At 43.4% G+C, this 20,121-nt stretch carries 18 protein-coding genes; 6 read left to right on the top strand and 12 right to left on the bottom strand.

Annotated features, from left to right (window positions below; translation table 11 throughout):
- Positions 1-230: 230 nt before the first annotated feature.
- The 5 genes from pstB (ACQY1X_RS14615) to pstS form a co-directional block, all read right to left on the bottom strand.
- On the bottom strand, positions 231-1,028 hold the full coding sequence (pstB, locus tag ACQY1X_RS14615) for a phosphate ABC transporter ATP-binding protein PstB (protein WP_002752590.1): 798 nt from the start codon (positions 1,026-1,028) through the stop codon (positions 231-233).
- Positions 1,029-1,153: 125 nt separating this feature from the next.
- On the bottom strand, positions 1,154-1,957 hold the full coding sequence (gene pstB, locus ACQY1X_RS14610) for a phosphate ABC transporter ATP-binding protein PstB (RefSeq protein ID WP_002732845.1): 804 nt from the start codon (positions 1,955-1,957) through the stop codon (positions 1,154-1,156).
- Between the two features lie 95 nt (positions 1,958-2,052).
- Positions 2,053-2,946, bottom strand: a complete 894-nt coding sequence (gene pstA / locus ACQY1X_RS14605) for a phosphate ABC transporter permease PstA (RefSeq protein WP_002775638.1) — start codon at positions 2,944-2,946, stop codon at positions 2,053-2,055.
- Positions 2,947-3,109: 163 nt separating this feature from the next.
- Complete coding sequence (gene pstC, locus ACQY1X_RS14600; protein ID WP_002749316.1) at positions 3,110-4,069, bottom strand: phosphate ABC transporter permease subunit PstC; 960 nt, start codon at positions 4,067-4,069, stop codon at positions 3,110-3,112.
- Positions 4,070-4,163: 94 nt separating this feature from the next.
- On the bottom strand, positions 4,164-5,285 hold the full coding sequence (gene pstS, locus ACQY1X_RS14595) for a phosphate ABC transporter substrate-binding protein PstS (RefSeq protein WP_316577345.1): 1,122 nt from the start codon (positions 5,283-5,285) through the stop codon (positions 4,164-4,166).
- A gap of 375 nt (positions 5,286-5,660) precedes the next feature.
- Here pstS and ACQY1X_RS14590 point away from each other — a divergent pair, with 375 nt between their 5' ends.
- Positions 5,661-6,695 carry a PstS family phosphate ABC transporter substrate-binding protein gene (locus ACQY1X_RS14590; protein WP_430014829.1) on the top strand — a complete coding sequence of 345 codons (1,035 nt, stop codon included), beginning with the start codon at positions 5,661-5,663 and terminating at the stop codon, positions 6,693-6,695.
- A gap of 427 nt (positions 6,696-7,122) precedes the next feature.
- Here the strand turns inward: ACQY1X_RS14590 and ACQY1X_RS14585 are convergent, their stop codons facing one another.
- The 3 genes from ACQY1X_RS14585 to ACQY1X_RS14575 form a co-directional block, all read right to left on the bottom strand.
- Positions 7,123-8,664, bottom strand: coding sequence for a ferredoxin--nitrite reductase (locus tag ACQY1X_RS14585; RefSeq protein WP_430014828.1), 1,542 nt, complete (start codon positions 8,662-8,664; stop codon positions 7,123-7,125).
- A gap of 423 nt (positions 8,665-9,087) precedes the next feature.
- Positions 9,088-10,122: an anthranilate phosphoribosyltransferase gene (trpD, locus tag ACQY1X_RS14580; RefSeq protein ID WP_430014827.1), complete on the bottom strand. Its 1,035-nt coding sequence runs from the start codon at positions 10,120-10,122 to the stop codon at positions 9,088-9,090.
- Positions 10,123-10,201: 79 nt separating this feature from the next.
- Positions 10,202-10,729 (bottom strand): GIY-YIG nuclease family protein, encoded by a 528-nt coding sequence (locus ACQY1X_RS14575; protein ID WP_430013019.1) that lies wholly within the window; start codon positions 10,727-10,729, stop codon positions 10,202-10,204.
- Between the two features lie 193 nt (positions 10,730-10,922).
- Between ACQY1X_RS14575 and ACQY1X_RS14570 the strand changes: the two genes are divergently transcribed.
- Together ACQY1X_RS14570 and ACQY1X_RS14565 are read left to right on the top strand one after the other, a co-directional pair.
- Positions 10,923-11,510 (top strand): L-threonylcarbamoyladenylate synthase, encoded by a 588-nt coding sequence (locus ACQY1X_RS14570; protein ID WP_430013018.1) that lies wholly within the window; start codon positions 10,923-10,925, stop codon positions 11,508-11,510.
- Positions 11,465-12,322, top strand: a complete 858-nt coding sequence (locus ACQY1X_RS14565; RefSeq protein ID WP_430014826.1) for a sensor histidine kinase — start codon at positions 11,465-11,467, stop codon at positions 12,320-12,322. Before ACQY1X_RS14570 ends, ACQY1X_RS14565 begins: the two co-directional genes overlap by 46 nt.
- Here the strand turns inward: ACQY1X_RS14565 and ACQY1X_RS14560 are convergent.
- Complete coding sequence (locus ACQY1X_RS14560; RefSeq protein ID WP_002735010.1) at positions 12,258-12,728, bottom strand: GNAT family N-acetyltransferase; 471 nt, start codon at positions 12,726-12,728, stop codon at positions 12,258-12,260. The genes ACQY1X_RS14565 and ACQY1X_RS14560 overlap by 65 nt on opposite strands.
- A gap of 478 nt (positions 12,729-13,206) precedes the next feature.
- Here ACQY1X_RS14560 and ACQY1X_RS14555 point away from each other — a divergent pair, with 478 nt between their 5' ends.
- On the top strand, positions 13,207-14,202 hold the full coding sequence (locus ACQY1X_RS14555) for a carbohydrate kinase family protein (protein WP_430015742.1): 996 nt from the start codon (positions 13,207-13,209) through the stop codon (positions 14,200-14,202).
- Positions 14,203-14,521: 319 nt separating this feature from the next.
- On the opposite strand, the gene ACQY1X_RS14550 is transcribed toward ACQY1X_RS14555, so the two are convergent.
- From ACQY1X_RS14550 to ACQY1X_RS14540, 3 genes are all read right to left on the bottom strand, one after another.
- Entirely contained in the window at positions 14,522-15,592 is a 1,071-nt protein-coding gene (locus ACQY1X_RS14550) for a YheT family hydrolase (RefSeq protein ID WP_002732942.1), read from the bottom strand.
- Positions 15,593-15,657: 65 nt separating this feature from the next.
- The gene (locus ACQY1X_RS14545) at positions 15,658-16,026 is read right to left on the bottom strand and encodes a DUF1818 family protein (RefSeq protein WP_430013016.1); all 369 of its coding nucleotides are present in this window, start codon (positions 16,024-16,026) and stop codon (positions 15,658-15,660) included.
- Positions 16,027-16,032: 6 nt separating this feature from the next.
- Positions 16,033-16,608, bottom strand: a complete 576-nt coding sequence (locus ACQY1X_RS14540; RefSeq protein WP_194015466.1) for a hypothetical protein — start codon at positions 16,606-16,608, stop codon at positions 16,033-16,035.
- Positions 16,609-17,042: 434 nt separating this feature from the next.
- On the opposite strand from ACQY1X_RS14540, the gene leuS reads away from it, so the two are divergent.
- Positions 17,043-19,595 (top strand): leucine--tRNA ligase, encoded by a 2,553-nt coding sequence (gene leuS / locus ACQY1X_RS14535; RefSeq protein ID WP_430014825.1) that lies wholly within the window; start codon positions 17,043-17,045, stop codon positions 19,593-19,595.
- 147 nt (positions 19,596-19,742) lie between these two features.
- On the top strand, positions 19,743-20,120 hold the full coding sequence (locus tag ACQY1X_RS14530; protein ID WP_008203488.1) for a hypothetical protein: 378 nt from the start codon (positions 19,743-19,745) through the stop codon (positions 20,118-20,120).
- Position 20,121: the final 1 nt, after the last annotated feature.

Raw genomic sequence — 20,121 nt, 5'->3', positions numbered from 1 at the left:
ATTTATCGGTAATCGGGCAATTTTATCAAACTAATTCTCTCCGTCCTGATGACTCTTTTTATCTTTGGTTTTTCTATTCATTTATTGGCTCCGATTAGTTTCTCTGTGATACTTTTAACTATTAGTGCCAAAGGTTTTCGCAGTCAGTTAAGTTAATCGTTTTTCAATCATTCCAGATGGAAAAAATTAATCTATCCCGGAATCATGAATAACGATTAATTATTAATACTCTAACCAAAACGACCGCTAACATAATCTCTAGTGGACTCTTGAGCGGGATTTTGAAAGATAACCTCTGTGCGATCATATTCCACTAAATAACCCACTTTACCACCTTTTGGGGTCGGTTCAGCATTATAAAAAGCCGTTAAATCAGAAACCCGCGACGCTTGTTGCATATTGTGGGTGACAATAACTATAGTATATTGGGTTTTCAATTCGTGAATTAATTCCTCAATTTTTAGGGTAGAAATTGGATCGAGTGCCGCACAGGGTTCATCCATTAAAACAACTTCCGGTTTAACCGCAATAGCGCGAGCAATACATAACCTTTGTTGTTGTCCTCCCGATAAAGCTAAACCACTTTCCTTGAGTTTATCTTTAACATCATCCCAGAGAACGGCTTTTTTTAAAGATTCCTCTACTAATTGATCCATATCACCGATGTAACCATTTAATCGCGCCCCAAAAGCGATATTTTCATAGATAGATTTGGGGAAAGGATTCGGTTTCTGAAAAACCATACCGATGCGACTGCGTAACCCGATAGGATTAACGGAATTACCATAAATATCTTGGCCCCGAAAGGTAACTTTTCCCTCAATTTTGGCACTTTTAACTAGATCATTCATGCGATTAAAACAGCGCAAAACCGTACTTTTTCCGCAGCCAGAAGGACCGATAAAAGCGATCGCTTTTTTCTCGGGAATATCAAGGTTAACATCACGAACAGCGAGATTAGAACCGTAGTAAACGTTTAAGTTTTTGGTTCTCAAAACTGCATCGGTGACAACATCGCTACTATACATAATTTTCAAAGGAAATAAGGAGATGGGTGTTTTTTTCAGTGACCAGTAAACAGTAATCAGTGAAAAGAAAACTCCAAACTTGCCACTTTATACTGATAACTGATAACTGATAACTGATAACTGATTTAGCCAAAACGTCCACTAACATAATCTTTAGTTGCTTGTTCTTGAGGATCACCGAAGATTTTGTCCGTATGATCAAACTCGACTAAATAACCAATTTTGCCACCTTTATCGGTGGGTTCAGCGTTATAAAAAGCCGTTAAATCCGCTACTCTAGTAGCTTGTTGCATATTGTGAGTAACAATAATAATTGTATAACGTTCTTTTAATTCGTGCATTAATTCCTCAACTTTTAAAGTTGAAATTGGATCCAGTGCCGAACAGGGTTCATCCATTAATAATACTTCTGGTTGAGCGGCAATAGTGCGAGCAATACATAATCTTTGTTGTTGTCCCCCCGATAGGGAAAAACCGCTTTCTTTCAGTTTATCTTTTACTTCTTCCCAGAGAGCTGCTCGACGCAGGGAAGTTTCTACTAATTCATCTAAATCGCCTTTATAACCATTTAATCGCGCTCCGTAAACCACATTATCATAGATGGATTTGGGAAAAGGATTAGGGCGCTGGAACACCATACCGATATATTTTCTGACTTCGACAGGATCTACCTCTTGAGAGTAAATATCTTGGTTATGATAAAAAACTTTGCCGTCAATACGAAAACCGTGAATTAAATCATTGAGACGATTAAAACACCTGAGAATGGTACTTTTTCCACAGCCAGAGGGTCCGATAAAAGCGGTGACTCTATTTTTGGGAATATCGATGGAAACGTCCCGCACTGCCCGATAATTACCATAGTAAATATCAGCCTTATCGACCTTTAAAACGGTTCCTGTAGAATGGGGGTTAGAATTAGTTAGCATAAATTATTTACCTTGAATTTGGCTAATTTAGGAATCAGAAAGATAGGTAGATTTTTACTTAAATATCCCTTTTTGCTTTTCACTTTTTCCTTGACTTAATAGGTTTTCTGGCGCGTGGCTAAACGGGATAAAATGTTAGTTACCAACACCAAAAGCACGAGAATTAAAGCACCTGCCCAAGCTAATTGCTGTTGAGGGGCAAAAGGGGCAGTAGCAAAGTTGAAAACTAGGACCGAAAGGGTGGCAATCGGTTCAAAGACACCCCGAGGCCAAAAGTTAGAGAATAATGCCGTAAAAATTAAGGAGGCGGTTTCTCCAGCAGCCCTAGCAATTGCTAAGGTTACACCGGTTAAAATAGCGGGAACTGCCGCAGGAAGGACGATTTTTAGGACGGTTTGGTAGTTATAGGCCCCTAAACCCATGGCTGCCCAGCGGATGTCTTGGGGAACGATTTTTAAAGCCTCATCGGTGGTTCTAATAATAGTCGGTAACATTAACACCGCTAAACCGATCGAACCGGCCAGGGCAGAAAAGCCTAAAAGGGCTGTTCCTTCGCCAAATAAGGGCGCAACTAACAAACCGAAGGCGAAAACCCCGACAATAATCGAAGGGACACCCGCTAAAACGTTGGTAGCAAAGCGCACACCCTGGGCAAGTTTGTTATCACCGCTAAATTCCGAGAGATAAACCGCCGCTAAAACGCCGATGGGAACTGCGATCGCTGTAGCCAGGGCAACGACGATAATTGTACCTAAAATGGCATTAGCGATGCCTCCTCCTCCTAAACCCGGTGGTGGCGGTAATTTAGTAAAGAGATTAGCGTTTAAACGACCCACCCCTTGCACAAAAACAAAGCCTAGGACGGCAAAAAGGGGAATCACAGTAACAGCTAAACATAAAGCCGAGAGAACGGTCATAATTGTCCCCAATAGCGATCGAGGACTACTCGGTTTCTTTTTGAGATTATTGCCTAAATTCCCACTATCCATATCAGTTATCAGTTATCAGTTATCAGTTATCAGTGAAGAGTGAACAGTAATCAGTAATCAGTAAACAGTGAACAGTAATCAGTGAACAGTGAAAAGACAGCAGTAAACTGCCATTTGATGATGAACACTTAATACTCAAAACTCAAAACTGATAACTGATGGCTTAATACTTAGCTTTGACGCGATTAACGATTAATTCGGCGAAGATATTGACTACTAGGGTCAAAACCAAGAGAACAAAACCCGCATACATGAGTGCCGATACTTGCATTCCCGATGCTTCGGCGAATTGGTTAGCCAATAAGGAAGCGATCGTGTTAGCGGGGGCGAGAATAGAGGCACTAATGCGGTTAGAATTGCCGATAATCATCGTTACTGCCATGGTTTCCCCTAAAGCACGCCCTAAAGCTAACATAATCCCCCCGACAATCCCGGAAAAAGCGGCAGGAATTAATACCCGAAAAATCGTTTCCCAACGGGTGGCCCCCAAACCTAGGGAAGCTTGTCGCAAATCCGGCGGTAAAGCGGCCAAAGAGTCGCGAGAGATAGCGATAATAATCGGCAGGATCATAATTGCTAAAATAACCCCCGCCGGTAACATCCCAGGACCCCCTAAAGGAGTACTAAACAGAGGAATCCAACTAAAATTAGCATTTAACCAGTTACCAAGGGGTCTGAGGATAGGAATCAATACAAAGATACCCCATAATCCGTAAACAACACTGGGAATAGCGGCCAAAAGTTGTACGAGAAAAACCAAAATTGTCCGCGCATTTAAGGGAATAAAATCTTCGCTTAAAAAAATGGCTGAACCGATGCCGAGGGGAACAGCAATCAGGAGGGCAATCAGAGAACTAACGAGAGTTCCGTAGATAACCGGCAGAACTCCGAATTCTTCCCGACCGCGCACGGGATTCCAAGCACTACTGGTCAAAAATCCCAGACCAAAGGTTTGAATCGCTGGTAGGGCCCGAATAAAAATAACTAGGGCAATTAGGAGCAAAATCAGCCCAATAGCGATGGCAAAGGCGGTGGTTAATCCAACAAAGCCTTTATCGAGGATTTTTTCCGATTCTGGACGTTCTTTAAAATTTGAGTCGGGTGGAACTGTGGGCGCACTCATGATTAGGGTTTAAATCCAGCTAGTTTGCGGCAGCTAAGGGAGAAATTGGCCTTTCTCCACTACTATTGTAACTTTGAATACATTTTTTCGGCGACTAATCCACGTTGATCGTGTAATCAGGATAGATGACATCGGCAGCGGCGGCTACTCGTTCCCGAACGTTTTTCGGTAGGGGAATATAACCAAGGGGAGCTGCTTGTTCTTGTCCTTGGTTAAGTCCAAATTCAATCATCGCCTCCATTGCTAAAGCTTTTTGGGGATCGTTGTATTTTTTGTAAACCAACATCCAGGTATAGGTGACAATGGGATAGGAATTTTCTCCCGGCGGATCGATGATAAAAGCCCGCAGATTTTCGGGTAATTCCACCGTGGCTAAGGTGGCAGCGGCGTTGGTTTCATTGGGGATAACGAATTGACCGGCTTGGTTTTGTAAAACGGCCATGGGCAGGTTATTATTTTTAGCGAAACCGTACTCGATATAACCGATCGAGCCTTGATTTTGTTGAATTAGGGCAGTTACACCCTCATTGCCTCTACCGCCAAGAAATTTACCTTTTTTGGTCGGCCATTGTACGGCTTTTCCTTCACCGATACTTTTTTTCCATTCGGGACTAACGGCGCTTAAAAACTTGGTAAAAACTCCCGTTGTTCCGCTACCGTCTGCCCGGTGAACTACGGTAATTTCTTCATCGGGTAGTTTTAAATCGGGGTTATCGGCGGCAATTTTGGCATCGTTCCAACGGGTAATCGTGCCTAAAAAGATGCCTATATATGCTTCTCTACTTAGTTTCAGCCCTTCTACTCCGGGCAAATTATAAGCCATAACGATGCTTCCCGCCGTCATCGGTAGCAGTAAAACCCCTCGGCTAACTCTGGCCATATCCTCGTCACTCATGGCCACATCGGAAGCGCCAAAATCGATCGTACCTTGGATAAATTGTTCGACTCCCGCCCCGCTACCGGTAGATTGATAGTTAATTAGTAGTTTGGAAAATAGTTGATTAATGGTGACAAACCAGTTTTGATATAGGGGTGCAGGAAAAGAAGCACCCGCACCATTGAGGGCGACCTCTCCTTTTAGGGGAACCTGGGCGATTCTATTGCTTCCCTCTCCGCTAGTTCCTGCCGTATCGGTGCCACCACAAGCGGTTAAAGTCGCTGTTAAAGTGGCTAGGGATAAGGCTGTTAGTAAATGGGTTCTGTTTTTGTTGAGCATAGGATTAATTTTGATCCGTAAACTGCCTTAAATCTTACGCTAAAAGTTACCACTGCTTGGTAAAGAATAGGTTAAGAAGTGAATAAAAGAACGTAATGTATTGTCAAGAAAAGTTTTCTCGATAACTAGACAAAAATCTCAACTTCTTTTACTATCTATTTTGACTAAACATTAGTTTTAAGTCGCGGGTAAAGCCGCTAACTTTTCCCGTCTATATAGGGGGTTTCTCTTTCCCTACCATTATAGTGACGTAAAAACAACAAAGAAAAGATTAAGGTTTTTAGCCATCATCCCTCAGCTTTTTTCTTCCCACTTCCCCACTGATAACTGAAAAGTCTCCCCAATACCCGTTTTTACTTTCTCCTTTTGACACCTATGCTAGAAATCTTTACTCAGCTATCTCGTCCGACCAAAGTAGTGGCAACCATACTAGGAACTGCTCTACTTTTACCCGCTTGTGCCAATATTAATCCTCAAGATCTAAAACCAATTAAAATCGATGGTTCGAGTACCGTAGCACCAATTACTGATAAAGTTCTCGAAGATTTTAAAGCTAATACCCCTAACAAAGCTTTGGCTGATGTTAAAATTGACGCTAATATTTCAGGAACTGGCGGCGGTTTTAGAAAATTTTGTGCGGGAGAAACCGATATTAATAATGCTTCTCGGCCGATTTCTGTGGAAGAATTAAAAGAATGTGATGCTAATAAGGTCAGATTTATCGAACTACCGATCGCTTTTGATGCTTTAACCGTGGTAGTCAATCCCAAAAATAACTGGGTTGATGATATTTCCACCACAGAATTAAGAACTATTTGGGAACCAGCGGCCGAGAATACAATCAAACGTTGGAATCAAATTAATCCCGCTTGGCCCGACCAACCGATTACCCTTCACGGGCCGGGTAAAGATTCCGGAACCTACGATTTTTTTAGTGAGGTAATTAACGGCAAAGATGCCAGTCGTGGGGATTTTAACTTTAGTGAAGATGACCAAGCTTTAGTTAATGCCGTCAGTCAAGATGCCAACGCTTTAGGCTATTTTGGCCATGCTTACTATGAACAAAATCGGGATAAATTAAAAGCTTTGAAAGTTAACGGTATTGAACCAACTCGCGGCAATGTCGAGGATAGTAAATATCAGCCTTTATCTCGTCCTTTGTTTATTTATGTTAATGCCCAAAAAGCCCAAGAGAATCCCGCTTTAGAGAAATTTGTCGAATATTATCTCGATCGAGTTCCTGATTTATTAGATACTATTGGTTATATTCCCCTACCGGATGAGGCCTATCATTTGGCACGGGTACAGTTGCAAAAATTTGAGGTAGGAACGGTTTTTAATGGCCGACCTCAACCCAATTTAACCATCGGGGAATTACTTCGCAAACAAGCTCAATTTGAAGCTAAGTAGGGTTTGCGGCAAAAAGTAGGGGCGAAGCATTCGGATAGAAAATCTACGGTTTCACCGATAGGTTATTGCCCGAATGCTTCGCCCTTACAGGACTCTCAAAATCTTGCACCTGTGGGGGCGAAACAGTACCCTAAAACTCTTACCTCGTCTATATTTCACATTTATTCAGCAAACCCTAAGTAACGATTCCCATCTGGTAGGAAAATATAGCGTTTCCTGTTCGCAAGAGGTACATTGTCGATGGTGAAAAGCTTAATCAGCAAAGGTTTGACTGTGCCACACAGGTGTGAGAAACGCTATATATAAGGATTTTCCTACTCCTATCTGCCTCCTAACATAGCAAAAGGTTTGCCAATTTCACCCAACAGAGATACAGAAAAAAAAGAGGGGACAAACCCCCCATTCAGCGTATCAATAAACTTGTTAATTAACCCTTCGGTGTCGCCCCAAATTGCTCAATGAGGATAGAAGTTAACACCGATTTTAGATCTTCACAGGGAATCCCTTTTTGTACACAACTTCCCAGGTGAGCATCTTTACCCACTTTACCCCCCATGTAGAGGTCAACTCCCTCGACGGTTTTGCCGTCTTTGCGAGCTTTTGTCCCCATCAAACCGATATCGGCCACTTGGGGTTGTCCGCAGGAGTTAGGGCAACCGGTCCAATGAATCCGCACACCCCGGGGGATATTTAATTCAGCATCTAACTGACGAATCAAGTCCACAGCCTTATTTTTGGTTTCAATCAGGGCAAAATTGCAGAATTGCGCCCCCGTACAGGAAACGAGCGCTCGTTGTAAAGGTGCGGGATTGGGGGTAAACTTAACCAGTAAAGGCTCGGTTAAAAGAGTTGGCATATTTTCAGCCGCTATATTGGGAATAATCACGTTTTGTTCCACGGTTAAACGCAATTCTCCGCTGCCATACACTTCGGCAATCCGGGCTAAATCGAACATATCATCGGCAAATAGACGACCAACGGGAACACAAAGACCGATATAGCTCAATCCCTCCTGTTTTTGGGGAAAAACTCCTAAATGATCCCGTTTTTCCCAGTCAATAGCGTCTTTTTCGGCTGCCGTTGCCAAGGGATAACCTAACTGATTAGCCACCCGCGTCCGGAATTCCTCGATTCCCCACTCATCAATTAACCACATTAAACGGGATTTTTGACGATTGGCACGCAATCCGTTATCGCGGTAAACTTCTAAAATCCCTCGGCATAAATCCACCACCTCCTGATTAGGTCTCACCCAAACATTCATGGGAATTGCCGCTTCACAGCGTTTAGCCGAGAAAAAGCCACCTACCACGACATTAAAGCCTAATTCTCCCTCTTTATAGGCAGGAACAAAGGCAATATCGTTAATTTCCGCATGAACCGAGTTATCCCGGCCCCCCTCGATGGCAATATTAAATTTGCGGGGCAGATTGGTAAATTGATAATTACCTTGACCGCAGTTGGTAATCATATCTTGGACTTTTTGGACTAATTCCCTGGTGTCAATTAATTCATCTGCGTCTAGTCCTGCCATGGGTGAACCGGTAATATTTCTGACATTATCCATGCCCGATTGTACCGAAGTCATGCCCACGGATTTTAGTCGTTGGAAAATATCAGGAATATCTTCGATACGAATACCGCGTAATTGTAAGTTCTGACGAGTGGTAATATCGGCATTACCATCATCGCCGTAACGCTGCACAATTTCCCCTAAAACGCGCATTTGCTCACTGCTAATAATGCCGTTAGGAACCCGTAAACGCATCATGAACTTACCCGGGGTGACAGGACGATAAAAAACCCCCACCCATTTTAAGCGATGTTCTAAATCGGTTTTATCCATCGCTTCCCAACCGATTTGGGCAAAATGATCTAGTTCATCTTTAATGGCTAATCCGTCTTTCTCGGCTTTAAATTTCTCGAATTTATTGAGAGTTGTTCCATCTTTTTCAGGTGCTTGTACCATGAATCTATCTCCTTCTGATTTGTGGGTGTAATTGTTCTAGTTGGTGCGGGTTAGAAATGAAGAAATCGGGATTTAACAATAAGTATTCTTTAAAATACCGTCGTCATTAGCAAAAATTTAGTAATTTACCTAGTCTCTATTTGTTATTTAATTCGTTTTAACTTGGGTGATTTTGTATTGTTTGTAACAGAAATTCGCTCACCATCGTGTTTAAGCATTTATATCATGCAGTAAGTGCATTGAGGTGGGGTGTGGAGGGAAGGGAGCAGGGAATTGTAAATTATGAATTATGAATTATGAATTATGAAGTGGGGATGTGGGGAAGTGGGGAGGTGGGGGGAAGTGGGGAAGCTGTCTCATCACCCTATCACCCCAAAACCCTATCACCCCAAAACCCTATCACCCTATCTCCTCTGAATTTTCCTAAGCGAGAAACTTAACCAACTCCTCTAATTTTTGCCAAGCTAACCCACTGGCTAAAATCTCGCGTGCGAGGGCGAAACCAGCAGTATGATCGCCAAAAGTGACCTTTTCTGCCACCTGTAGGGCAAGAGCGGCATTAATCGCCACAGCATCCCGTTGAGCGGGCGTTCCCCCCCCTTGCAGAACATTTTTGAGGATTTCGGCATTTTCTGGCACTTCCCCGCCTTTAAGGGCATTTAAACTGGCTCTAGGGATAGAAATTGACAAGGGATCGATTGCCGACGAAATCACCTCGCCATTATTTAATAAAGCCATATCGGTCAGATCTCCCAACCCCACCTCGTCGAGTTTTTCCCGGCCGTGAACAATAATCGCCTTTGGGGTTCCCATTTGTGCCAAAGCTGTGGCCATCGGGGTGAGAAATTGCTGGTCATAAACCCCGATAACTTGACCTGTGGGACGGAGAGGATTAACTAGAGGACCCAGAAGATTAAAAACCGTGCGAACTTTCAGGGTTTTGCGGAGATTAGCCACACTTTTCAGGGCTGGATGCCAACCGGGGGCAAAAAGAAAGGTCACTCCCACCCCATCTAAAGCCGCCGCCACTTTCTCGCTAGGGGCGCTTAAATTAACCCCAAGATATTCTAAAACATCGGCCGAACCGACCTTGCTGGAGGCCGAGCGATTGCCGTGTTTAGCCACTTTTACGCCCCCGGCGGCCGCCACAAAGGCCACGGCAGTGGAAATATTAAAGGTTGAGGCCCCGTCACCGCCGGTGCCACAGGTATCGATAACGGGATTAGTATGGGGTTTAGGGTCTTCTAAGCGAGATTGTTGCCGTAAAACTCCGGCCATTCCCGCTAATTCGGCGGACGAGACTCCTTTTGCTTGCAAAGCCGCTAAAATCGCCCCCGATAAAACTTCTGGAATCTGACCGTTTAACCATCCGGTCATTAATTCTTCAGCTTGGTTAAGGGAAAGGGATTTTCGATCGAGTAGTTGCTGCAGTAGGTTTGGCCAGTCTTGAGTGGTCATCGCTGTTCCATTGGTGTCGGGAGGGGGCGATATATTATGATAGCGGTTTGTCTGGAGAATCGATCGCTCCTAGTAATTTTTACTTTAAATCGAGCAAACCCTGTTCTTTTAACTTGGGATTAAAACGAATTTCCATCTGTACTCCCCGTTTTTCTAGAGTTGATAAAACATCGTTTTCTACTCGTCTGGATACCTGTTTTAATAACTTGATTTGCCCCAATTCGTCAGCACTTTGATAAATTTCTTTTTCTGTCTCAGTCATGGCTAATTTAGCATCAATTGGTTCTGTCCAGAGTTTTTCATTGCTGATTACTGCCTGACTTTCTCTTAGCCAAGCTTGTTTAATCGATTCGAGAATAGTTCGATTAGGACGCTCAATCACCTGTATTTTTAGCCAATAACAAGCTTGAGGCTGTCGGGCAAGATGTTGTTTTAAACTGAGATAAATATCACGAGAATAGCCGACAAACTCTAAGACTTGTTCTCGATCAAAAATGGCATAAACCCCGATTTTTCCCTGGAAATCAACACAGATATTACCGGTGGCATCTAGGTAGGGAATGTATTCTAATTGTTCGAGATTAGCCAAAGTATCAGACTCATTCATAATTAATCGTCGCTAATTGGTTGGAGATAAGTAGGTAGGTGTTAAAAACTTTCAGATCCACCGCTGATCAAGTAGGATTGATTCAAGGTAGGGTTGATTCAAGGTAGGGTTGATTCATGAATCAACCCTACCCGTTTAAAATTGTACCAAAAAGTCTTAGGCTAAATTAGTCCCCAAAAATGATCAATTCTCAATGCCTACTGCTTCTCTTAACGAAATTGTTCACGCAGCCCTAAGTGGTCAGGTGGTTTCTTTTCCCACGGATACAGTCCCCGCTTTAGCGGTTTCTCCCCCCTATGCTGCCTTAGTTTTTGCCGCTAAAAAACGGACTTTTGATAAACCTTTAATTCTCATGGCGGCCTCAGCAGCAGATTTATGGGATTATGTCAAGGGAAATCAGGAAGAAAGGGAAATTTGGCGGCAAATGACCGAAAAATACTGGCCCGGCTCCCTAACTTTGGTTTTACCCGCTTCTGAAAAAGTACCAAAAGTTCTTAACCCAAAGGATCCTAGCACGATTGGTGTCCGAGTTCCTGCTCATGCGATCGCAAGAGAAATTCTCGGTCGAACTGGTGTTTTAGCGACCACAAGTGCTAATCTGTCAGGACAAGAGCCTTTATTAACTCCAGAAGCGATTATGACTACTTTTCCCTCGGTGACGGTGTTAGCACCCACAGAAAGGCAAGCATGGGGAATAATCAATAGTGGACAACCCTCCACCGTCGCACGTTGGCAATGTCAAAGATGGGATATCTTACGACAAGGGGCAGTTTTTCTGTAAATATGGACGATATTGACGCTTTAAAACGGGAATTACAGCAAACTCGTCTCGCTTATCAGATGGCTGTGGCAATTAATCACCTCAAAAGCAGTTTTTTGGGACGGGTTGCCCACGAATTGCGATCGCCATTGAGCAGTATGATCAGTCTCCATCAAATGATTCTCGCCGATCTTTGTGAAAGTCCGGCCGAAGAAAGGGAATTTATCGCCCAGGGACAACTGGCAGGCCGTAAACTGATGGCAATGCTCGATGAGATGATTAATCTCTCGAAGCTAGAGTCGGGTACTATACCTCTGGAGCGAGAAATTTTTTCTTTAACTAAACTCTGGCAAGATTGGGCAAGTTTAACCTATTTACAGGCAGCTAATCGCAATATTCAGCTTAAATTTAGCCCTTTAACTGATGATATTGCTATTATTGCCGATTATCAATGTTTATCCTCCGCTCTTGTTCTTCTCGTCGATGCAGCGATCGCCAACCTAGGAAGTGGCTCTATTTGTATATCCGTAAGCGCTCTTGACGAGAAAAAAGTCACTATTAGTCTAGAATTTACGGGGGAAATGGCTCTCTGGCCAATGCCAGAAATTTCATCCTTGAGTTTAGAATCAAAGCCAGAAGAAGTCAAACAATTTACTCAAGTTCTTGGCTTTTCTCCTAGTCTTAAATTCCAGTTAGCGAAAGGCATTATCGAAGTATCGGGGGGGGAAATGAGCTTAGATCGAATCGATAACAATAGTCAGGACAAGCTCACAGAGATCGTTTTTTCTTTACCTCGATCGCCGGACAGGAAAACTCCTCGGGATAACGATTAAATAATACCATCGTCGTGGTGGCGTTGCTTTGGAAACCAATGCGCTGGTAAAATTGTTGTTGGTTAGTAGTCATCAAATAGACTCTTTCCACCCGATTTATTCGGGGATGGGCCAAAACTGTTTCTACTAATTTACGTCCTAAACCGGCCCCCTGATAATCGGGATGAACAATCACATCCCAAATAGTTGCCCGATAAATGCCGTCAGAAGTGGCCCGAGCAAAACCAATTAATTGCCGCTCATTCCACACCGTCACCACCGGATCACTATAGTCAATTGCGGTTTCTAAATCTTCTAAACGGCGATCTATTGCCCAAAATGCGGTTAAATTAAATAATTCTCGTAGTTGCAATAAATCTATCTTGCTTTTATCCTCGTCAAACTGAATCTGACTACAATCAACCATGATATTTCCTTAGTCTAAGACTAAAAAATAAAAGAGGATTCACGCTCGATCGGACTGATTTATGAGCAATTTCCCCTAATCTATGTGTCTAATTATACTCAATGCCTCAGATAATCTCTAGTTGATTTATCGTGATTTCTTGACAAGTTATTAATCAGTGATCAGTGATCAGTTATCAGTTATCAGATGAGAGTTTTCAGTTCACTGATGGTTCTTCGGTTTGTGTGATGCCATGACGGGAGTTTTAAGGGATGAAACCCTTGCAGAAAAAAGCATTTGGTGATTTTTGTCAATTGTTTTCGCTCCTGAACGAACTAATCAATTAAGTCTCTTACCAAATAAGGATTTAGTCGATTTATGCCCCCCGATCGAATCATACCAAGTAACGAAGAACCTCACTGATTACTGTTTACTGTTTACTGGACGGCTACGCCGTGCCTTTGGCAACACTGAAAAAAGTTTCCCACACCCCACAGCAATGCTTAACAATCAAAGATCTTCGCCGGTGTCTGTCATTTGTTTAGGGGAAATCCTCTATGATCTAATTGCCGATCAAAGCGATCGCTCTATAGAGAAAGTAACTTCTTGGACAACCTACGCGGGGGGTGCGCCGGCAAACGTGGCCTGTGGATTGCGAAAATTGGGCATAAATTCGGCTTTTATCGGTTGTGTGGGCAAAGATCAACCCGGAGAACAGTTAATCGCCTTGCTAGACGCTCTCGGAGTCGATACCACTGGTGTACAGTATCATGCCACCCTATCCACCCGACAAGTTTATGTCACCCGCGATGCTGGGGGAGACAGACATTTTGCGGGTTTTGGCGGCAGAAAAACGACTGATTTTGCCGATACTGCCCTTAATGCTGACCTATTGCCCGAAAATCTGTTTAAAAATGCCGATTATCTAGTGATGGGAACCCTAGGGTTAGCCTATCCCCTTTCCCGCCGGGCAATGCAACGCGCCCTCGAATTAGCTAAAATTTACGGGGTGAAAGTATTGATCGATATCAACTGGCGGCCGGTTTTTTGGCCTAATCTTGAGGCTGCCCCTGATATCATTCGAGATTTTATCGTCCAGGCCGATTTGCTCAAATGTAGCGAGGAAGAAGCAGCATGGTTATTTGGCACTGATACCCCCAGAGAAATATCGTCAAAATACCCCAATTTAGGGGCAATTCTGGTTACTGGCGGCGCAAAAGGTTGTAAATATCATTTAGGCGAAAATAGCGGCAATGTCGAGGCTTTTTCTGGGGAGGTGGTGGATACCACTGGGGCGGGGGATGGCTTTGTGGCGGGTTTTTTGGCTCGTGCTGGTCTGGGAGGCGATAAAATCGGGGAAAATGCCGATTTAGCGCGTAACGCGGTGATTTATGCCTGTGCGGTGGGGGCAATGGTGACAAGAAGAGCAGGCGCGATCGCATCCCAACCGACTCGGGAACAGGTGGAGGAGTTTCTAGCGGCCTTTGACTCCTAGAAACTATACTAGGGTTTGCGGCAAAAAGTTTTTCGTGGGGGCAGGGTGTGGGGTGTGGGGTGTGGGGTGTGGGGTTTTATCCATTTTCAGGGGGTCAATTACCTAATTTTCAGGGAAAAAGTGCCTAAATTTCCTCCCCGATCACCCCAAGGTCTGGCACTTTTTGATGGGAAAAAAGTCTAAAAGTCTTATACAACAAGGTTTTTAGATTTATTCAGCCAACCCTATACTAAATCTGGTTATTAAAAACTGATTATCTATTCCCCCTCTTGCATGAGTGCCTATCTTGATATGTAACCTATACTCAACGGATTTAGTATTATTTGCCAGTTTTTTGGTCAAACCAGTCTAAAACCCGATTCCATGCCCACCAGCGATCGCTATCGCCCCACTGACGCTGACAGGATAAACTGCTGATATAACCCACATGACCACCGTGGTTGGTTAAGAGTAGATCCACGTGGGGATTATCAGCGATCGCTGCTTGCAGATCGGGAATAACTGCGGGGGAAAAGAGGGGATCATCGGCCGCGTAGAGGATAAAAGTGGGTTTAGTTAAATAGGGTTGAAAGGGCAAGGGACTACTAGCGGCATAATAGTCAAAAACTGTCTCAAATCCTAGCTTTTTAATCACTAATTCTCGATCGAATCCGGCAATCGTGGTGGCGCGAGTAATTGCTTCGGGATCGATATGATCGGGATGAGCTTTATGGATGCGTTTGGCTAACTTGCGTAATTCCCTGGCGATCGCTTTTTCCAAATGTTTCCCCCAGGTATCCCGGACGAGATAGGATAAGGAACGATTAGAGTCTAAATTAGGACAAATTACCGCCCCACCGCCGATATCGACGGGATCGATCCCCATATCTTCCTGATTCTCTGCCGATTTAATTCCCCAGAGGGCTAATTGTCCCCCCAGAGAGTAACCTGTGAACCAAAAAGGAGCAGGACAGCCCATTTTTTGAGCTTGGGCGGCAATATGAATGAAATCTAGCCCTTCATAGATGCCATCGGAGGTGAGAGTCGGGGATAATTCGGCTGTCTTACCGTGGGCCCGCCAATCGAAGAGGACGACTGCGTAGTTTCTCGCTACGGCTTTTCTGCCTAAAATCCTTAAAAACCATTGATTATCTAAGTCTCCCGTGATGCCGTAGGTCCCGATAATTGTTCCTTTCGCTTGCGGGGGAATGGAAACAATCCCGTAGATGGGGACGGCATTGGCCCCGGTGAAAATGGTTTCTTGATAGACTGGTTCGGGAATAGCGATCGTATTTTGCCAGGTTTCTCGCGCTTTTAGGGACACATAGAGAGTCATGGCAAAACCGTTTTTCAGCAATGGGGGCGGAGTGTAGGTGAGATTATCGGTCTTCGTCCTCGGATGGGCAATCATGGCAGCACAGGGGAATCAAAAAGTCAAGAGGGGGAAACAAAAATTAACTTATGTCCACCGCTTTCTTAAAAATTGTAAAGCAAATTGTCCCAAGCGGCGAGCAACTCTGGCAGGGCAGTGGCTGACCAATTGCCCTCACAACCGCGACCTTGATAGAGAATCAATCGCAGGGAATAATTATCAGGAAATCCTGCCGCTTCTAACCATAAAAGCTCGCTTTCCGCTTCACAAGCAATACTTTCTTCATCCATTAATTCTGTGGCCATGGCGGACATAGTTGCGGTCAATTGTGATAGTAACCGACGCAAATCTTGCCACTCGGCCTCGGTTAATTCCATCGCCCAATCATCGCCACCAATTAATCCTTTATAAACGGCTGCCGTAGGATTCCAACCGAGTCGCCAACCCGAACCATATTTGAGAATTTTTTCCATAATTTTCTAGAATTTTAATAGGTCAGCATCTCCCGGTTTTGATAAGGAGGGACGAGGGGGAGAGGGACTAGGAGAAGGGTTAGGAGTGGGGGTTTCTTGGGGGAGAATAGCGGGGTTATAAATTTCGACTAGAAGGGTGACTAACTGCTGCCGTTGACGACGATTAAGACTGTTCATCGCTTTGATATCGGCAGCCATCGGGTTAACGGTAAGGGTTGCTTGTCCGGGATAGTTTTCTTCGCTGATTTTCTCGTTCACTCCTAGGTAATCCCCTAGGGTTAATTGCCAATCAAAACGGATGAGAGTAAATCTTTTTTTGGTATCTTGATGATAACGAAGAAAGCGACTGATTAAAGTATTATTCGGATCGATCGCTCCTGTCTCTCGACGGGTATAGTTGTTTTCTTTCGGTAAATCTGGCATTGCTTGGTAAATTTGTTGAGCAACTGTTTCGGGGCGTTGAATTTGGCTCATCCCGGTGGATTGCCACGATAACCACCAGACAAATATCCCTATCACTAGGCAGAATACTAATAATATTAGTCGCTGAATTTTTAGCTTTTGAGGTAATTTTAATAGCATATTGATCAAGAATAAATTGAGCGGAACCTTTTTATAAATAGTGTCACACAAAGATTGCCATTCATCGCGGCTAGATTTTCCGAAGCTTACGGAACACTTGTACTAAATTATCCAGCCAAGTTTTCCACCATACTGTAATTCTTGGGCTGCCCATTTCTCCATTTTTTTGCTGACCTCGACCTTGATTCCTTCTTTCAAAACTATACCTATCAATCGTTTCCCCTTTTTTTAAGTTTCTTCTCTTTTTGTTAAGAAATATCTGACTAATCGATAGGGGGGATCGAACCCAAAATCTATCTTCATATTTAATTAGAACCACTTACTTAAAACCCAGAGGGTTTTTGCTAGGGTAGATAACCCCAAGACTGGCAATCGCCCCCAGCCAGCTGCTGTAAAATAGGAAGGATAGATAAAACTCAGGAGAAAAAACCCCAGTGCCGTACAACCCCGCAGAAATCGAACAGAAATGGCAGAAGATTTGGCAGCAAATGGGATTGGACAAAACCCCAGAAAACGCCGATAAACCGAAATTTTACGCCCTCTCCATGTTCCCCTATCCATCAGGCAACCTGCACATGGGTCACGTTCGTAACTATACTATCACCGATGTGATTGCCCGTCTGAAAAGAATGCAGGGTTATCGCGTGCTGCATCCCATGGGGTGGGATGCTTTCGGATTACCCGCAGAAAATGCCGCCATTGAAAGAGGAGTTCCTCCGGCAAAATGGACTGATCAAAATATTGCCCAGATGAAACGGCAATTACAACAGTTAGGATTATCTATCGATTGGGAAAGAGAAGTTGCCACCTGTTCCCCGGAATATTATCGTTGGACCCAATGGCTATTTTTACAGTTTTTTGAATCGGGATTAGCCTACCAAAAAGAAGCGGCAGTGAATTGGGATCCTATCGATCAAACTGTCTTAGCAAATGAACAGGTAGATAGTGAAGGAAAATCTTGGCGATCGGGTGCTAAAGTAGAAAGAAAATTACTCCGGCAATGGTTCCTAAAAATCACCGATTATGCCGAACAATTACTCACTGATTTAGATAAGCTTACCGGTTGGCCAGAACGGGTTAAAACCATGCAGGCCAACTGGATTGGTAATTCGGTAGGTGCTTATTTAGAATTTCCTCTTGTTAACTCCACAGAAAAAATTGCTGTTTTTACCACTCGTCCCGATACGGTTTATGGAGTCACTTATGTGGTACTTGCTCCCGAACATCCCTTAACTTTACAAGTTACCACTCCCGAACAAAAATCCGCCGTAGAAACTTTTATTCAAGAGATAGCCAGCGAAAGCGAATTAGAAAGAACTGCCGAAGATAAACCCAAACGCGGTATTAAAACCGGAGGACTGGCAATTAATCCTTTTACTGGTGAAGAAATTCCGATTTTAATTGCTGATTATGTCCTCTACGAATACGGGACGGGGGCAGTGATGGGAGTCCCGGCTCACGACAGTCGCGATTTTAAATTTGCTCGGGAAAATAACCTGCCAATTAAGATAGTTATTACTCCAGAAAGTGGCGAAATTGAGTTAAAAGAAGCCTACACAGAAGCGGGAATTATGATTAATTCCGCTCAATTTAATGGGATGCATTCTACAGCAGGAAAAACCGCTATTATTGATTATGCCACTGCCCAAGGTTACGGCAAAGCCAGAATACAATATCGTCTCCGGGATTGGTTAATTTCCCGTCAAAGATATTGGGGTTGTCCGATTCCAGTTATCCACTGTCCTAACTGTGGAACCGTACCAGTACCTATCGATAATTTACCTGTTACTTTACCGGAAAATGTCGAATTTAGCGGTCGAGGTGCTTCTCCTTTAGCCAAATTAGAAGACTGGGTAAATGTGGATTGTCCTCGCTGTGGAACTCCCGCAAAACGGGAAACGGACACCATGGATACTTTCATTGATTCTAGTTGGTATTTCCTCCGTTATACCGATGCTAAAAATGAAGATATACCCTTTCAATTCGAGAAGGTTAATGATTGGATGCCCGTGGATCAATACGTCGGAGGAATCGAACACGCTATCCTACATTTACTCTATTCTCGTTTCTTTACCAAAGTTTTAAGGGACCGAGGTTTAGTTAATGTCGATGAACCTTTTAACCGTCTGTTAACCCAGGGAATGGTACAGGGATTGACCTACAAAAATCCCGAAACTGGCAAATATGTCCCCGCAGAAAATGTTATCTATAAAGAGGATAAATATTGCGATAAAGACACGGGAGAAGTTCTATCTTTCTTCTTTGAAAAAATGTCTAAGTCGAAATATAACGGCGTTGATCCTCTGAAAGTCCTCGAAAAATATGGTGCCGATACTGCCCGAATGTTTATACTTTTTACTGCACCCCCAGAAAAAGATTTACAGTGGGAAGATGCGGGGGTAGAAGGACAATTTCGCTTTCTTAATCGGGTGTGGCGTTTAGTCAGCGAATATATTGAAAATAAACCCAAGCAAGTCAAAAAAATAGAGACTTTCTCGAAAACTGACAAGGATTTAAGACGGGCAATTCACACCGCTATTAAAGAAATCTCCGAGGATTTAGAAGGAGATTATCAATTTAATACTGCCATTTCCGAATTAATGAAACTCAGTAACGCTTTAGGGGATAATAAGTGTTTTGAATCCCCCATTTATCGGGAAGGAATCGAAACCCTATTAATCTTACTTTCCCTTTTTGCTCCCCATCTTAGCGAAGAATTATGGCAAGCTTTAGGTCATAGCCAATCAATTCACCTGCAACCCTGGCCAAAAGTTGATCCCACTGCCCTTATTGTGGACGAGATTACCCTTGTCATCCAAATTTTGGGAAAAACCAGAGGCACGATACAAGTTCCCGCTAGTGCCGATAAAAGCACCCTAGAAACCCTCGCCCTGGAATCGGAAATCGCCCAACGTTATTTAGAGGGCAAGGAAATCAAAAAAGTGATTGTTGTCCCGGGCAAATTAGTTAACTTTGTCGTGGTTTAAATGACAGCAATTATCACAATGGTAGGGAATTAAGAACCTTTTCAGTTATCAGTAACCAGTTAGATTAACACTTTCTATTAAAAACTATCGATAGATGGGCAAAATAGAAACTATACAATTAGCATTGTCTGTAAATAAGAACAACCTATGGATATTGAATCAACTAAAGTTACTCCTGAAGAAATTGCCCAGTTTCGCGCTGAATTGGCAGAGGATTCTAACGCATTAGGAGATATTGACTTAATTGAGCGGTGTGATGGCGATTTGGAGTATGCTGCTATGAGATTAGCAAGGCGTTCAAATATTGATACAGTGAGGGCAGATGAAGATAATTTTTGGCAACAAGCTATCACCCAAGCACGTCAATTAATATGTCATGACCGAGTTAAAGATGATTTAGCACCTAATATATTAGGCGGATTAGTTGGTTTACTTGCTACTTCTGGTAATCCAGTTTTGGTAGTGGTAGCAACTCCTCTCGCTATTCACGTTTTTAGGGAAACATTAGACAATTTTTGTGATTAGT

The organism is Microcystis protocystis FBCC-A270 (genome assembly GCF_050500235.1).
Classification (GTDB): domain Bacteria; phylum Cyanobacteriota; class Cyanobacteriia; order Cyanobacteriales; family Microcystaceae; genus Microcystis; species Microcystis ichthyoblabe_A.
Note: the sequence above shows the minus strand (reverse complement) of the source record. Positions and strands in the feature narration are given on the sequence as shown.